Genomic DNA, 15,843 nt, shown 5'->3' with positions numbered 1-15,843 from the left:
GTTTCCTGACGAAGGAAACGGGACAAACCACATGTGTTTTCCGAGCTGGAATTACCATAATATTCCGGCCCCCTGATCAGGGTTTTGCAGTCACCAGAATACGGCTGTCCAGCGAGCGGATCCGGCTGGAATCAGCCTCGTAGCTGGCCTGCAGGGCTTCGGCAAAACCTACCGCGCTTTCGGACGTCGGGCGCATGCCGTCAAACAGCGGTTCCGAGGAGTGCAAGACCACCACTTTGCTTTTCCCAAGGGTGCTGTCGTCAACCTTGAAAGCAATGCCGCCGCCGGTGGCGGATTCTTCCAGACTATAGGCGACCCTTACAGGAACTTCGCCGGCGGCACCGTCCCGCAGGCTGGCAACGGCATTGTCTTCGCGCGAGATATTGGGCAGCAAGTGGAACACATTGCCTGAAACATCCAGGATCGACACGGTCAGGTAACCCTCGGTCACATCGTCCGGCAGCACGATATCGATTACCGGGTTTTCGCCGACAAAAAAACGGCCCGACGGATTGGGCTCCACCGTTGTTCCGCCAACAGCGAATGCCACTTCGGCGCCGCCGGACGGGGCTTTGGGCAGATGCTGTTCGACAACACAAAGCGAGTCGTTCAGCACCTCAACATCCAGCACCACCTGGCGTTCATGCGCCAGCGCCCGCAGCGCATCAAACAATTCCAGCCGGGTAGCGGTGCTGGCGACGCGGCCGCTGATCAGCACCGGGTCGCCGGGCGCGTAACCGTCGTAATGGCCATTGCCGTCCCGCAGCAGCGGGCCGCAATCGGCAAAGGCCTCCATCACTGCCTTGACCTCGGCCACCGGCAGCATCGGCAGCTCAAACCGGATCTCGGCCTTGCCTTCCAAGGCGCCGGGCAGGCCGTTGCGGAACAGCTCGTTCAGCATTTCGGCCACGTTGGTGTCGTCGGTGGTGCCGGTGAGCCGCGCCTTGTTGTTGCTGACCACCAGGCGCCATTCGCGCAAACCCTCAAGCGGTTCAACCGTGTCGAGCACATCGGCGCCCCACGTGCCGGATATCGCGCCGGTGGCCAGGGTCAGATCGGCATCCTGGGACAGCGCCAAAAGTGCGTCCCGTGCGGCTTCGCTCGGCACGTTGCCAACGATCTGGACCGGACCATCGGCGGGTTTTTCGGCGATGAAAGAATAGGGGCGGGCGACTGGATAGGAGGGCTGGAGAACACTGTCGAGAATACCGCTGAAATAGGCACCGGCCCCGCCGCCGCCGAGCAGAAGCAAAACCGCCAAGGCCGCCCAAAGACCGCCGCGGCCGCCATTTGTTTCCTCTGCCTTGCCCTGAACCGGCTTGGCGGAGGGTTGCGGCGGCGGGGCGGGTTTGCTGGTCTGCGGCACGATAATGGTGGCGTCTTCAGCCGGGCCATCCAGGATATCCCCCAGGCTGCCGCCATCGGGATCATCCAGAAAGGCCAGAACTTCACCTGCATTCTGGAACCGCGCGTTCGGATCCGGGGCGCACATCCGCTCGATCAGGGTTTTGAAAGGCTCGGGCAGGCCTTCTGTGTCGAGAGGTTTTTGCTTGTTTTCAACTACTTCCATCGGATTGGCGCCAAGTTTCGGCGCCGCGCCGCGGAAGTTGGCCAAAAGCAGAGCCCCCAGCGAATAGATGTCCGAGCGGGCGTCGGTGTTTCCGCTCATCTGTTCCGGTGCGGCATAGGAGTATTTGCCGGCAAACTCGTTACCGACGATGGTCTGGGCGCCCGGATTGGTATCTTTGGCGATGCCGAAATCGATGATCACAGCCTCGGCCGGTTCACCGCCGCGCAGAATGATGTTGTCCGGGCTAAGGTCGCGGTGGACGATATTCCGGATGTGCGCTGCCTGCAGGCCCTGGACCACGCGGCGGCAAATCACCAGCAGGTCCTCAGCCGCCATCGGTCCCTGCTTCAGGCGCTTGTCGAGACCGGGGCCTTCGACATAGTCCATCAGCAGATAGATATGGCCGTCCGGCGTGCGGTGGTTTTCCGAATAGCGCACCACCGCAGCATGGCGGATTTCGCGGATATTCTCCTCGCGCGCCATCAAGACAGTAAAGTCCTCATTGGCGGCAAGTTCCTGTTTCAGCACCTTCAGCGCCACCAGGTTGCCGGAAATTTCCGAGCGTGCCTTATAGACATGAGACGTGCCGCCGCGGCCCAGCAGGCCTTCAATCCTGTAGGTATTGTTCAGCAGGTCACCCGGCTGGAACAAGTCGCCAGGGCGCGATTCAAGCATGGAAGTCTCCCTGGCCTTTCATCCGGCGCGGGTCGGGGCTGTGATCAGCCCAGAGCCTGGAATTCAACACGGCGGTTTTCGTCGGCGCGCGTATTGTTTTCGTTGTAAGGCGCAGTCTCACCCATGCCGATGGCCTTGAGCAAGCCGTCGTCCACACCGCAGGAGCTGATCAGGTGACGGCGCACTTCCTGCGCCCGCAGCAGCGACAGCCGTTCATTATAAGCCGCTGATCCAGAGCTGTCGGTATGGCCGATGATCTGGAACACGGTGCCATCAAGCGCCTTCATCGAGGCGCACATATTGGCCAGTTTCGGCGCCTGATCGGCGCGCAGCGCGGCGCTGTCAAAGTCAAAGGAGATCTGGACATTGATCTGGGTTTGCCGGTCGACCGGATTGTATTCCTCAGCCGCGGCGGCCACGGTTGCGGTTTCCTCCGCAGGATCCTCGGCCGCAGTTGCGCTGCTTGGCACGATCACAAGGCCGCGCGTCTTCTGCTTCTTGAAGGCTTCGGTGATTTCCTCGACCGACAATTCGCCGCCATTCGACTGCGCCTGAGCCAGCGGGGCGAAAATCAGGCCCGCACCCAGAACACTTGCAAAAATTCCTTTAAGGCGGATCATGCCCGGCGCCCTCCCCTGCCATTTCAACATGGCTGGCAGTCTATACCAGCACCTGCGGCCTGCCAATGGCAGGCAGAGTGAAGCGAGGGAAAAAAACACGGTGTTTCCGGCAAGTTGTAATCAGGGGGTTTACTGCCGCGCGGCGAGGGATTGAAATGGGCGCAAATGATCCGGGAGGGAAAATGCGGGTTCTGCCAGCAGTGATAATCGCCATTGGCCTTGTGCTGGCTCCGGCGGTTTGGTTCGGGCTCAGCTGGCTGCTGAGCGAAGAAGACTTCCAAGGGGCGGGCGGTGTTGATTCGACCGCGCGGATCGAGATCGAGATGCTGCGCCAGCAGGTCGAGGATCTGCAATCCCGGATGACGGACCTGCAGAGCGAGGTTGCCAGCCTGCCCGCTGGAGGGGCAGGCGGCGGCACCCCTTTTACCGATGACGCGGCGGGCGAGGCCGCAATCTGGAACCAGACCGGCGGCGCCGATCTGGATTACGCCCAGGTCGTGCTGATCGCTGACCGGCTGAACGTGAACCGCGGCCTGCGGGTCACAGGCGGCAAGTATCTGACAGAGAAACTGGGCCGCCCGCGGGAGGATTTGAACGATACCTGCCAGCCGATGACCAATGCGAACCTCAAGGAAAAGCTGGTGACCGAACAGGTCGGACCGATCCGGGTCAGCATGCTGCGCCCGGCGATCGAAAGCCTGAAGGTAGTGTTTGAAAACATCCGCCAGGCGGACCCGGACCTTTATGCCCGCATCAACACCGCCGGCGCGCTGTGTGTGCGCCGGATCCGCGGTACCGCAAATTCATTGTCCACCCACAGCTACGGCCTGGCCGTTGATCTGAATATCGACGGCAAGCTGGATAATTTCACCGACGGCAAGACCCAGCTGGGCCTGACCATCATGGCGGATTTCTTTTATGATCAGGGCTGGGTCTGGGGCGCCGGGTTCCGGCGCGAAGACAGCATGCACTTTGAGATCAGCCGCCGCCAGCTGGATGCGTGGATTGCGGACGGTCAGCTGTGATGGTGTTCCGCTGACCTGAAAATCAGCCTTCCAGCCCGTAAGCCTGCCGGATTCCCCGTTGGGTTCCAGGCCCGAAATTGCCATCAATGGCACCGGCATAAAAGTTGTTCTCCTTCAGTTTCAGCTGAAGAGAGCGCCGGGTTTGCGGAGTGAACATATTGGGCCGCTCGCTCAGCAGGTTGAGCACATCTGAACTGCCGCTGCGCAGAGCTGCATAAAGATAATGCGCTGAATCTTCCGGACCTTTCGACGGGATCAGACCGTCATCTATCAAGGCAGCGAAATTGAACTGGGCCTGCGGATGGCGCAGATCCGCGGCGCGTTCAAAAAAGGTCAGGGCTTTCTTCGGATTGGCAGGCAATCCCAGCCCGCCCTGGTAGTGCAAGAAGCCAAGGTCGTTGATCGCATCCGCAAAATCCTGCGCTGCAGCAGCCTGGTACAATTCCAACGCCTTGGCGGGGTCCGTTGCGACACCTGTGCCGCGTTCATAAAGCTTGGCCAGTTCGAACTGCGCTTCGGGAGAGCCGGCATCGGAAGCGCGCTGCAGAAAACCGACCGCCGCGGCGGGATCAAACCGGCCTTCATTGGGGTTGAGCCGGATATAGGCCAGGCCCAGCATCGAGCGGGTATCACCAAGATCCGCCAGCGCCAGCAGCTGCTCTTCCTGGTCGGGTTTCAGCGCCGCCCAGGCTTCGGAAGCATCTGCAACGGTGACCGGAGCATCATTCTTGCCCGGGCCGGCAAGATAGAAAGGCACACCGGTCAGTGAGCCATAAGTATGCGGTTCCTGCAGGTTAGCAGTGTTTTCCATCACCCGGTCGCGCACCTGGCGGAACATCAGGCTGATCTCCAGCCCCGGCTGCACCATTTTTTCTATCAGCGCAGTGGCATAGGGCGAATTGCTGCCGGAGCCGTCCAACGCCACCTGGCCGTCTTTGGCGGCAAAGGCCACCAGGGTGCCGCGGTCCGGATCGGCTGCTGCCATGCCGCCGCCGCCGCGGGTTGCTGCATTCGTTTCGGCAGCTTCACTGCTGCTTTGTTCCAGCGTAATGGAATCGCCCAGCGGGTTGTCGCGGCAGCTGTCGAGGATCACGATCCGCATCTTGCGGGCCCGGTCCACTGCCCCCAGCAGTTGTTTCAGCGACAAGGACTGGCGTTGCACATCGCGGTTGCTGGCCACCTGGGCATCAGCCGGGATCAGAAAATTCTCGCCCTGCACTTCAATCCCGTGGCCGGCGAAATAGACCAGAGCCAGATCCGCCACTTCGGAACGGAAAGTGAAATCCTCCAGCAGCTGCACCATGTCCGAGGTGCCGGGATCCAATGCGAGGCTGACGTCAAAACCGATCCCTTCCAGGGTGTCCGCCATTGCCACGGCATCGTTGCGGGTGTTCTCCAGCGGCGGCAGGTACTGGTAGTCCGCCACGCCGATAACCAGAGCAATGCGGTCGCTTGCGGCCTGCGCACCCGTTGCAACAAGCAAGCAGGCTGCGAAAATCAGAGGCTTGATGAGAAATGACATGCGAACACCCGGGCTGGCAGTTTCAGCTATGGCCCAATGTAGTCCGCTGCGGCAGCAAAGAAAAAGGAAATTCGCCGCCGCTGAAGGTGAAAAAACGGCCCCGCCCGGGTCGGGCGGGGCCGCTTGATTTCAGGTGCTTGCCATGCTGCCTGCGGCGCGCAGCCGCTCGCGCAGCTTTTCCAGGGTGACCCCGGCAGCTGCGGTCGGCAGATCGGCAGGCCCGGATTCATCAACTTGCGCCTGCACGCGCTTGTAGAAACCGGAGAGTCCGGACAGAGTCTGGATCACCAGATCAAAGTCCTGCAACGAGCGCAGTTCCTGGCTGGTCGGGGCGGTGCCGCGTTCCAGCACGTCCAGGACAACGTCTTCCAACGCTTGCATCTGGCTGCGCAACTGCTCCATCTCCCAGGCCGACGCGGCGCATAATTCGCCTAGGGCTTTGTCGGGGCGTTCCATGGTTATAGCCGCCCGACAACCTGTTCGATGGCCTGTTTCATCGTGGCCACCGTGAACGGCTTGCGGACAATGTTATTCAGGCCCAGCTGTTTGCCCATCTGGATCATTTCCGGCGTTGGTTTGCCGGTTACCAGAATGAAACCAACCCGCTGGGTTACCTGATGGCCGCGCACGGCCTGCAGCAGCCCCAGCCCGTCCATGCCCGGCATGTTGTAGTCCGACAGCACCAGATGAACTGGTGTTTGGGTCAGTTTTTGAAAGGCGGATTGGCCGGCGTTCTCGACCATATAGTTCTTGATGCCGATCTCATCCAGGCTTTGTGTGATGATCCCCCGGCTTGTCGACATGTCGTCAACGACCATAACGCGGAGAGAGTCTTTCAAGCTCATTTTTTCTTTCCTTCTGCTCTGCTTGCAGCCGCGGTCAGGTTTTCCTGCCTGCGGATGAGTTGACATAAGTGGTGATCCCGGCCGTCTTCAGCTGCTGCGCCGCCGGGCCTGACATGCGCTCGGAATGACCGATGAAGAGGTAACCGCCCGGGTTCAGGGCATTCTGAAAAGCGCTCCAGACCTTCTGCTGGGTTGGGTTGTCGAAATAGATCGCAACGTTCCGGCAGAAAATCGCATCGAACCTGCCGCGGAAGGGAAAAGGTTCGATCAGGTTCAGCACCCCGAAAGTGATCAGCTTGCGCAGGCTTTCGGGAAAGCGTCCGTCGGGATCGCGTTTGGGCACCAGCTTGCTGTATTTTGTATCAATCTGGGCCAGCTCGTCCTCGGGGTACTTCGCCGCCTGTGCGTGCTGCACCACAACCGGGTCGATATCGGTGCCCAGGATTTTGAAATCCAGCTGCGCCGCTTCGGGACAGATATCCAACACGGTCATGGCAATCGAATAGGGCTCCTGCCCGTTCGAGCAACCCGCCGACCACAGCCGCACCCGGCCGCCGCGGCGCGCCTGATCGATCAGCGGCGGCAGCACGTCGTTGCGCAGCGTCTCGAAATGGTGCGGCTCCCGGAAGAAATGGGTCACATTGGTGGTCAGCAGCGACAGCAGCCCGCTGCGTTCCTGGTCGGCATTGGGGCCGTCCAGGCTGGCAAGGTAGTCCTTGAATTTGGTGATGTTGCGCTGGCGCAGCTTGCGGGCCAGGCGTGAAGACACCAGGGGCTTTTTGCTGGCCGCCATGGCCAGGCCGAAGTTTTTATGCGCGAACTGCGCAATGGCTTCGAATTCCTGGTCCGACAGCGAAAAGCTCTCTGTGCTTGGGGAGATGGAACCTGCTGCGCTCACGGCATCACCTGCTCCGGAGCCGAGATCACCGCATCGAGATTGATGATGCGCACCATGGTGTCATCATGCGAGATGATGCCCTGGATGTACTCCATCGTGTTGCGGCTATCGACCGGCGGAGTGTCCTGAATGTCGTCCGGATTGATCGAGATAATCTCGGAGACCGACTCGGCCAGCAGGCCAACCGGCTTGCCATGCACCGAAACGACGATGACGACATTGCGTTCGCTGGCTTCGGTTTGCTGCAGGCCGAAACGGGCGGACAGATCGTAGATCGGGATCACCGCACCGCGCAGGTTCATCACCCCCAGCACGTCGGCCGGAGCATGCGGCAGGATCGTCACCGGTGACCAGCGCCTGATCTCGCGAATTTGGGTGATCTTCAGGCAGAAGGCCTGCCCGGCCACGGTGAAGCTGACAAACTCGCTGTGTTCAGCGTGTTTCACTTCCTGATCGGTATGCTTCGCTTCAGCTTGCATTGCTCATTCTCCGCTCGGTGTCAAAGGCGGCCGCTGTGGGCGAGGCCGCAATGATGCTTTCAGGGTCCAGGATCATGGCGATCTTGCCGTCTCCAAGGATGGTTGCTGCGGCAACGCCCGCGATTTCCCCGCAGACGCCGTCCAGGCTTTTGATCACCACCTGGCGCTGGTCGTGGATATCATCGACTGCCAAGGCGCAGCGCTGGCCGGTTTCGGTTTCCACCAGCAGATAGACGCCGGCCTGCCGGTCGCTTTCGCGGTACAGCCCCAGGCTGCCGGCAACGTCGCAGATGGGCACGAAATTGCCGCGGATCGACAGCAGGGTGCCGTCGGCGCCGAGGCTGTTGATCATGTCATCGCTGCCGCGCATGGTTTCGACGATAGAAGTAATCGGCACCACCATGGTCTGGTCAGCGACCGACACCACCATGCCGTCCATCACCGCCAAGGTCAGCGGCAGGATGATCGTGAACGTTGACCCCTTGCCGGGTGTGGAGGAGATGTTGATGCGGCCGCCGAGGCCGGTCACCGCATTCTTCACCACATCCATACCGACACCGCGTCCGGAGAGGTTTGACACCTCCTTGGCGGTGGAGAAGCCAGGCGCGAACAGGAGATTGTCGATCTCGCCGTCAGTCAGCTCGGCATTTTCCGGGATCAGGCCCTTCTCAATGGCGATCTGTTTGACCCGCGGGCGGTTCACACCGGCCCCGTCATCCTTGATTTCAATGCAAACACTTCCAGAACGATGGGAAGCTGACAGCCGTATTTCACCGACTTTCGATTTCCCGGCGGTTTCCCGGTCCTCGGGTTTTTCGACCCCGTGGTCCACCGCATTGCGCAGAATATGCGTCAGCGGGTCGGACAGCCGTTCGATCACCGTCTTGTCGACCTCGGTGTTTTCGCCCTCATTCACGAGTTTACAGGTTTTACCTGTCGCAGCCGAAGCTTCCCGGACGATCCGGGCCATGCGCTGGAACAGCGGTTTCACCGGCTGAGCACGGATTGCCATGACACCTTCCTGGATGTCGCGTGCGAGGTTTTTGAAACCTTCGAGCTCTGTTTCAACGTCCCGTGTATCAGAGACATCGAGGTTGGCGATTTGCTGCGCCAGCATCGAATGGTTGATGATAAGCTCCCCGACAGCGTTGATCAGCCGGTCCACCCGCTCGAGCTCGACGCGGAGCGTGGGCTTGGGACCGCCGCGCTGCTCCTGCTTGCCGCTCTCGGCTTTCGGGGCCGATGCCTTTTCTTCGGCAGGTGCCGGCTTGGCTTCGGGTTCAGGTGCGGGGACCGGCGGTTCAAAAGGGACTGCGGGCGCCTCCCCTTCTGTTGTGTCCGCTGCGGGCGGAGCATCAGGTGCGCTGAACATGGCGTCCAGGGCAGCCAGTGCATTGGCTTCCGCTTCCGCGTCGCCTTCGCCATCGATCGACAACTCGCAGAGACCTTCGACAAATTCGAAGACTGCCTCGACAATCGACCGGGAGTCCTTGGTCACCAAAGTGATGTCCCAGGCCAGGTAGCTTTCGCTCATATCCATTGCGTCAAAGCCGGGCAGCTCGTTTTCGTCAAGCTTTACGGTCAGATCGCCCATGTCCTTAAGCGCCTGGAACAGGAAGAACGGCTCATTGCCGGTACCGTACATTTCCTTCAGCGGCTGGAACCGGATCCGGTAGGTTTCCTCCTGCGGCTCTGCCGGTGCTTCCGGCACAATGCCCAGATCTGCCACCGGCGCCGGAGCGCCAAGCCCCATCGGCTCGAAGGTGAGGTCTTCCTCTTCTTCGGGGATGTATTCATCCAGCGCTGCCAGCAGCGTATCATTGTGCGCTTCGTCTATCTCGCCACCGTCCCGGGCGGCTTCGACCAGCGCCGACAGTTGATCGCTGGAGCGCAGCAGCAGCTGGATCAGCTTTGCGTCCAGCTCCATCCGGCCGGCGCGCACCTCGTCAAAGACGGTTTCAAACCGGTGGGCAAAGGCCACCAGGTCGTCCAAGCCAAAGGCCCCGGCACCGCCTTTGATCGAGTGCACGGCGCGGAAGATTGCATTGACTGTCTCAGGGTCGTGATCGCCTCCTTCGATGGCGGTCAGCCCCTCATCCGTTGCTTCAAGGAGCTCTTCGCACTCCTCAAAGAAGGTATCCTGAATCGAACCCGACATCTTAGGCCGCAGCTCCTGTCACACGCTTGAGAGCGAAGATCAAAGAGGCATCGTCAAACGGCTTGGTGATCCAGCCGGTGGCGCCGGCGCCACGGGCGCGGGATTTCAGTTCAGGTGCGCTTTCAGTGGTCAGCACCAGAATCGGCACCTTGGAATTTATTCCGGTGCCGCGCAGCTCCTCAATCACGCCGAAACCGTCGAGGTTGGGCATGTTGATGTCGGTGATCACAACGTCCGGATCCACATCCGGGTACATGTCTACACCTTCTCGGCCATCAACCGCGCAGTGGTATTCAAATCCGGCCTCTTCCAGGGTCGCGGCCAGAAGATTCCGGATGGTGCGGGAATCGTCGATTGCCAGAACTTTGGTTTTCATGCTGTTTCCTCGTCTTCAAAACGGTTGGGCTCCAGCCCCAGAAGCGTCAGGGACTTGCGGCAGGGTTCGGTTATATTGGTGACTGAGAAGCCCACCCCCTCGGACCGCCACTGCTGCTCTGCACCAAGCAGAAGCTGCAGACAGCGCGAGGGCATCAAGGCAACGCCGCGGCAGTCAACCTCGACTGCTTTGGAGCGTGCCCCTTGAAGAAAGGCGATCAGCGAATCCAGCTCCGCGAAGGCGTTGGGCAGATCCAAAATATGTTTTTGCGTTTCCGTAGTCATTGTCGGCGATTCGCACCCCCGTTGTCGGCGATCAATTCGAGTTCGATGAAGCAATTGATATGCGGCGGGCCTTAACATTTGATTGCCGCCTCACCCGCACGGAGGGGGATTCATAAGGAGTTCGGGTGCAATTCAGCCAGGGAAATCCCGTCAATTTTTATTTGTGCTGCCACGCGTTGAGAATCACCTGCCGGCTGCAGCCGGGGAGCAGCGCAATCCAAGTGCAGCCTGTGCGTGTATCTTTACCCGGCCTTTACGGAGTGACGCTTTTGCGCTGCAGAAATCAGCAACTTTTTGCTTTGCCACAGGAAGGATCTGCCCCTCCGTAAGCCGCAAATTAATATATGCGGCGCATCCTGAGAAACATCATCTTTTGCGGGAGCCTAGACCGCAATGCTCTTAGGAGGACGGAATGAAAGCGCTAAAATCGCTCAAACTGGCACATAAATTGCCGCTGTTTATTGTTGGGTTCGGTGTGCTCGTGACGGCGATTCTCGTCACGATCAGCACGATCAGTTTCCAAAACAGTGCGGAGAAGAACGCCGAAGACCAGTTCCGCTCCATGGTGGCGGACCGGAAGTATTCGGTACAGACACTGCTGGATGGAATCCATGCGGATGTGCAGACCCTGGCGGCCGTGCCGTCGACTGCTACCGCGATCGAATGGCTGACGATGACCTGGAACGATCTGGACGGAAATCCGGGGCAGATCCTGCGTCAGGCCTATATTGACGACAACCCGAATCCGCTTGGTCAGAAACATCTGCTGGCGCGTGCAAAAGGTGACTCGCCTTATCACATGCATCACGAAAGCTTTCATCCGGCGTATAAGACTTTGATCGAAAGCAAGGGCTACTATGATGCCTTTCTGATCAATCTGGCCGGGGACATCGTTTATTCGGTGTTCAAGGAAAGTGATTTCGGAACCAACATGATGACCGGCCCGTACAAAGACTCAGGCCTAGCAAAAGTGTACAGCTCTGCCCTGGAAGGCAGCCGCGGCGAAGTGTTCTTTGCCGATTTGGAGCCCTATGCGCCTTCTGCCGGCGCAGCCGCGGCCTTTGCTGCGGCGCCAGTTGTAAACGACGCCAATCTGACGGTCGGCGTGCTTGCAGTTCAGATTCCGGTGAATTTGCTGGGGGCCATTGTCAACAATGAGCAAGGCTTGGGGCAGACCACCCAGATCTACCTGGCAGGCTCTGACATGAAAGCGCGGACCAGATCACGGTTTGACGGCGGTTTCGAAGTGCTTTCTCAATTGCCTTCGACCGAGCAGGTGACAACAGCCTTTGACGGTGAATCCCATGTGCAGAAGGGCGTTCCGGGTCTGAACGGGCATCCGGTACTCGCCTATTCCGAGCCGCTGCCGCTGGAATTCGCAAACTGGGCCATCATTGCCGAACAGGACTGGGCCGAATTGATGGCTCCGGCAGTCAAAAAACGCAACATGCTGCTTCTTGCGTCAGTGATCTGTGCGGCTGGCATGTCCTTCTTCGGCTGGCTGTTCGCCCGCTCCATCACCCGGCCGATCGACCGGATCTGCAATAATATGGAAGCCGTGTCGTCCGGTAATCTCGACACCGATATCGAAGCCGCAAACCGCAGCGATGAAATCGGCAAGATCGGCAAAACCCTTGTCTCAATGCAGGACGACCTGAAACTGGCCCGCGCCGCGGAAGAGGAACGCGCAGAAATGCAGCGGCAGCAGCAAGATGTTGTCGAAAGCCTGAGCGCCGGGCTGATGCAATTGGCCGAAGGCGATTTTTCCCAGCCGATCAAAAACGCGTTTCCACAGGAATACGAGCAGCTGCGGGAGAACTACAACAGCACTGTCAGCAACCTCAGCTCTACCGTCCGGCAGGTGATTGAAGCCTCGGGAAGCATCCGTAATGGCGCCGCTGAGATCAGCCAGGCGTCGGACGACCTGTCGCACCGCACCGAAAGCCAGGCGGCTACGCTGGAAGAGACAGCTGCGGCGCTGGATGAGCTGACTGCGTCGGTGAAATCCGCCGCCGAAGGCGCCCGCAGCGTTGAAAGCACCATGGCCGAGGCCCGGACCGAAGCGGAGAACAACCGGGAAGTTGTGCAAAGCGCCGTGTCCGCAATGACCGAGATCGAGCAGTCCTCGAACCACATCTCGCAAATCATCTCGGTGATTGACGACATCGCCTTCCAAACCAATCTGCTGGCGCTGAACGCCGGCGTTGAGGCGGCGCGGGCCGGCGAGGCAGGCAAGGGCTTTGCCGTGGTCGCCAGCGAGGTGCGGGCGCTGGCGCAGCGGTCCTCGGATGCAGCGATGGAGATCAAGACGCTGATCGGCGACAGTTCCAAACAGGTGGATCGCGGCGTTGAATTGGTCGGAAAGGCCGGCGAGGCGCTGCAAAGCATCGTCGAGCAGGTCACCCATATCTCGCAGCTGGTCTCCGGCATTGCCGAAGGCGCGGCCGAACAGTCAACCGGTTTGCACGAAATTAACACCGGCGTCACCCAGCTGGATCAGGTGACACAGCAGAATGCGGCGATGGTGGAAGAAGCCACTGCGGCCGGGCACATGCTGAACACGGATGCCGGCAAGCTGTCCGAACTGGTCGCCCATTTCCGTGTGGCCGGCGGCAGCGCAGCACCCGCTCCGGCCCGTGCCGCCGCTCCGGCGGCCAAACCTGCGCCCTCGGCACATGGCGAGGCGGATTGGGAGATTGAAGCCAGCCCGGTGCCAGCCGCCGCGGCCGCCAGCGGCAACGCCGCGCGCGATCTATGGCAGGACTTTTAAACACACACCGAAGGCGCCGCGGCTTTGGTTGCGGCGCCTTCACACATGTCAACCTGTGCCTGCAATTCTGAGGGCATTGCAAATTGACTGGGGATCCCATTGTCTTCGCGAAACTTATTGATCATTACCACTGACCGCAGCTTTGCCCGGAATTTGCAAAGCTACATGGAATCTGCCTATCCCGGCATGAAGGTTCTCTTGGCCAACAATCTGATGATGGCCTACAATCAAGCAGAGGCCGCACAACCGGTTTTTGCTTTTGTGGAAGACGGTTTTTCCAAACTGCCTGAATTCGAAATGATGATGGCGCTGTTTTCCGCCATGGATACCCGATGGGTGGCCGTCATGGACACTCAAGGCGCGACGCCGGCCAGAAAATCCTCGCCGCTGCTGGATGTCGGGGCGGGCATCTTCGAACTGACAAAAGCGGATCATCCCAGCCAGTTTGCCCAGTATTTCGACATGATGATCAATGCGCCGCGGCGCAGCGCCCGTGCGGCCCCGGGTGCATCCGCTGCCCGGCCCTCTGCCGCAGCAGCTGCCAGCAAAAAGCTGATCCTGATCGGGTCTTCTACCGGCGGTGTCGAAGCTTTGCGCAGCATTCTGGTCGGCTTCCCCTTTGACTGCCCGCCGACGCTGATCGTGCAGCATACCGGCAAGAACTTCGGATCCGGCCTGGTGTCGCTTCTTGACCGGCTGTGCCCGGCGCGGGTGCGTGCTGCCGAAGACGGAACAACGCTGGAACCGGGCTATGTCTATATTGCTGCAGGCCAGCGCCGCCACATGGGGCTGAGCAGCCGCAAACCACTGCGCCTGCGGATGAAGGAAGGGCCTGATATTTCCGGACATACTCCGTCTGTTGACGCTCTGTTCACCTCTGCCGTGCCATATGGGAGGGAGGTTGTGGCCACCATCCTGACCGGCATGGGCCAGGATGGCGCCAGGGGGCTTTTGGAATTGCGCAAGGCCGGCGCGAAAACATTTGCCCAGGACGAAAAGTCTTCGGTTGTCTACGGGATGCCCAGGGTCGCCTGGGATATCGGCGCCGCACAGAAGCAGGTGCCGCTGCCGCAGATGGCCAGCACACTGCTACAGGCGAGCAAAGCCTGAACGCACCACAGGAAGGAACCAAAACATTGACCACTGTTTTCGCCAACTCAAAGTCTGTAACGGTTCTGCAGGGGGAATACCGGGTGGCCACAGATCCGAAGATCGTGTTTTCTACGGTGCTCGGCTCATGTATCGCGGCCTGCATTTACGATCCGGAAAACGGAGTGGGCGGAATGAATCATTTTCTGCTCGCCAACGCCCGTCAGGGCGGCGCAGCCAATGCCCGTTACGGCATCCATGCGATGGAACTTCTGATCAACGGCGTTCTGAAGAAGGGGGCAATCCGTTCCAATCTGAAGGTCAAAGTGTTCGGCGGGGCCAAGATGTCCGCAAATCTGTCGGACATCGGCGCGGCCAATGCCGATTTTGTGCAGCGGTTCCTGCGGGATGAAGGCATCCCTTGCATCTCTTCCAGTGTTGGTGGCACCTCGGCACGCCGGGTGCGGTTCCATGCGTGCTCTGGCGCAGCCCAGCAGACCCACGTGAAGGACGACCGCAAGCTCGGCGAATTGGAGCAGCGCGCCGCCGCACGGCCGGTTCCGGCCCCGGCTCCGGCAGGCGGAAGTGCAGGTGCGGTCGACCTTTTCTGACTTAGACCGCCGGCAAGGAACAGCTTGGGCATCCGAAATTTTCGTTTGCCCGTGCCTGCCTGCAGAGGTAGGTCCTAAGAGTGATGACGACAATCCAGGCTGCAGTTTTGGCATTCCTGGTTCCGCCTGGAGCCTGGCGGGGCCTTTTGATGCCTGTCGTCTTGCTTTTGGGCTTGGCATCCATGGTGCAGGCGCAGATCACGGTCTTCGCGGCAGCCAGCACCAAAACAGCGCTGGATGAGGCCGCAGCAGCCTACATGGCTGAAACCGGCCGGTCCGCTGCTTTGTCTTACGCAGGCTCCCCGGCTTTGGCACGGCAGATCCAGCTTGGCGCCCCGGCGGATGTCTACATCTCAGCCAATCCCGGATGGATGGACGTGTTGCAGCAAGACGGGCTGATTGTTCCTGCCTCACGGTTGGATCTGCTGACAAACCGGCTGGTTTTGATCGCTCATGGAGCAGATGCCGCGCCGATGGACCTGGAAACCGCCGACCTCGGTGCGCTGCTGGGGGAAAACCGGCTTGCCATGGCGCTGGTCGAAGCGGTGCCGGCCGGGATCTACGGCAAAGCCGCGCTGACCGCATTGGGGCAATGGCCCTCTATTGTGTCCAAAACCGCCCAAGCCGCCAATGTGCGCGCCGCGCTGGCGCTGGTCGCATCGGGCGAAGCGCCAATGGGCGTGGTTTATGCCTCGGACGCTGCTGCAGGCAGCAATGTCACAGTGGTTGCCGTGTTTCCCGAGGACAGCCATCCCCCGGTCATCTACCCCGCCGCGGCAATCTCAAGCGGCAATGCGGCTGAGGCCCAGGCGTTCTTAAACTATTTGCGCAGCCCGGCGGCCCGCGGCATCTTTCTGCGCCACGGGTTCGGAGTGCCTGATCCGTGAACGCTGAGGCCGCATGGCTGGGTCCCGAGGAGTG

The 15,843-nt window shown here is 60.2% G+C and carries 15 protein-coding genes; 5 read left to right on the top strand and 10 right to left on the bottom strand.

Features of this window, described 5'->3' with window-relative positions; all coding sequences use genetic code 11:
* Positions 1 to 76 precede the first annotated feature (76 nt).
* Complete coding sequence (locus tag K3724_RS22425; protein WP_259992949.1) at positions 77 to 2,245, bottom strand: serine/threonine protein kinase; 2,169 nt, start codon at positions 2,243 to 2,245, stop codon at positions 77 to 79.
* A gap of 44 nt (positions 2,246 to 2,289) precedes the next feature.
* Entirely contained in the window at positions 2,290 to 2,865 is a 576-nt protein-coding gene (locus K3724_RS22420; protein WP_259992948.1) for an OmpA family protein, read from the bottom strand.
* 182 nt (positions 2,866 to 3,047) lie between these two features.
* On the opposite strand from K3724_RS22420, the gene K3724_RS22415 reads away from it, so the two are divergent.
* Positions 3,048 to 3,890 (top strand): M15 family metallopeptidase, encoded by an 843-nt coding sequence (locus tag K3724_RS22415; RefSeq protein WP_134831743.1) that lies wholly within the window; start codon positions 3,048 to 3,050, stop codon positions 3,888 to 3,890.
* A 22-nt stretch (positions 3,891 to 3,912) separates the two neighbouring features.
* Here the strand turns inward: K3724_RS22415 and K3724_RS22410 are convergent, their stop codons facing one another.
* The 8 genes from K3724_RS22410 to K3724_RS22375 all read right to left on the bottom strand — a co-directional run bounded on the left by K3724_RS22410 (position 3,913) and on the right by K3724_RS22375 (position 10,452).
* Positions 3,913 to 5,412: a caspase family protein gene (locus tag K3724_RS22410; RefSeq protein ID WP_259992947.1), complete on the bottom strand. Its 1,500-nt coding sequence runs from the start codon at positions 5,410 to 5,412 to the stop codon at positions 3,913 to 3,915.
* 129 nt (positions 5,413 to 5,541) lie between these two features.
* Positions 5,542 to 5,868: a hypothetical protein gene (locus tag K3724_RS22405; RefSeq protein WP_259992946.1), complete on the bottom strand. Its 327-nt coding sequence runs from the start codon at positions 5,866 to 5,868 to the stop codon at positions 5,542 to 5,544.
* 2 nt (positions 5,869 to 5,870) lie between these two features.
* Positions 5,871 to 6,257, bottom strand: a complete 387-nt coding sequence (locus K3724_RS22400; RefSeq protein WP_027260150.1) for a response regulator — start codon at positions 6,255 to 6,257, stop codon at positions 5,871 to 5,873.
* A gap of 34 nt (positions 6,258 to 6,291) precedes the next feature.
* On the bottom strand, positions 6,292 to 7,155 hold the full coding sequence (locus K3724_RS22395) for a protein-glutamate O-methyltransferase CheR (protein WP_259992944.1): 864 nt from the start codon (positions 7,153 to 7,155) through the stop codon (positions 6,292 to 6,294).
* Positions 7,152 to 7,634: a chemotaxis protein CheW gene (locus K3724_RS22390; protein ID WP_129373198.1), complete on the bottom strand. Its 483-nt coding sequence runs from the start codon at positions 7,632 to 7,634 to the stop codon at positions 7,152 to 7,154. The genes K3724_RS22395 and K3724_RS22390 overlap by 4 nt, the downstream gene beginning before the upstream one ends.
* Positions 7,624 to 9,792: a chemotaxis protein CheA gene (locus tag K3724_RS22385; protein WP_259992943.1), complete on the bottom strand. Its 2,169-nt coding sequence runs from the start codon at positions 9,790 to 9,792 to the stop codon at positions 7,624 to 7,626. Before K3724_RS22385 ends, K3724_RS22390 begins: the two co-directional genes overlap by 11 nt.
* A gap of 1 nt (position 9,793) precedes the next feature.
* The gene (locus K3724_RS22380; protein WP_027260146.1) at positions 9,794 to 10,168 is read right to left on the bottom strand and encodes a response regulator; all 375 of its coding nucleotides are present in this window, start codon (positions 10,166 to 10,168) and stop codon (positions 9,794 to 9,796) included.
* The gene (locus K3724_RS22375) at positions 10,165 to 10,452 is read right to left on the bottom strand and encodes an STAS domain-containing protein (RefSeq protein WP_129373200.1); all 288 of its coding nucleotides are present in this window, start codon (positions 10,450 to 10,452) and stop codon (positions 10,165 to 10,167) included. The genes K3724_RS22380 and K3724_RS22375 overlap by 4 nt, the downstream gene beginning before the upstream one ends.
* A gap of 412 nt (positions 10,453 to 10,864) precedes the next feature.
* Between K3724_RS22375 and K3724_RS22370 the strand changes: the two genes are divergently transcribed.
* The 4 genes from K3724_RS22370 to modA all read left to right on the top strand — a co-directional run bounded on the left by K3724_RS22370 (position 10,865) and on the right by modA (position 15,809).
* Complete coding sequence (locus tag K3724_RS22370; RefSeq protein WP_259992942.1) at positions 10,865 to 13,222, top strand: methyl-accepting chemotaxis protein; 2,358 nt, start codon at positions 10,865 to 10,867, stop codon at positions 13,220 to 13,222.
* A gap of 165 nt (positions 13,223 to 13,387) precedes the next feature.
* Complete coding sequence (locus K3724_RS22365) at positions 13,388 to 14,332, top strand: CheB methylesterase domain-containing protein (protein WP_259992941.1); 945 nt, start codon at positions 13,388 to 13,390, stop codon at positions 14,330 to 14,332.
* A 26-nt stretch (positions 14,333 to 14,358) separates the two neighbouring features.
* Positions 14,359 to 14,922 carry a chemotaxis protein CheD gene (locus tag K3724_RS22360; protein WP_027260142.1) on the top strand — a complete coding sequence of 188 codons (564 nt, stop codon included), beginning with the start codon at positions 14,359 to 14,361 and terminating at the stop codon, positions 14,920 to 14,922.
* A gap of 149 nt (positions 14,923 to 15,071) precedes the next feature.
* Positions 15,072 to 15,809, top strand: coding sequence for a molybdate ABC transporter substrate-binding protein (gene modA / locus K3724_RS22355; protein ID WP_259992940.1), 738 nt, complete (start codon positions 15,072 to 15,074; stop codon positions 15,807 to 15,809).
* The last annotated feature ends 34 nt before the right edge of the window (positions 15,810 to 15,843 follow it).

Source organism: Leisingera sp. M658 (assembly GCF_025144145.1).
In the GTDB taxonomy this organism is placed as follows: Bacteria; Pseudomonadota; Alphaproteobacteria; order Rhodobacterales; family Rhodobacteraceae; genus Leisingera.
This window is presented reverse-complemented; position numbering and strand designations above follow the sequence as displayed.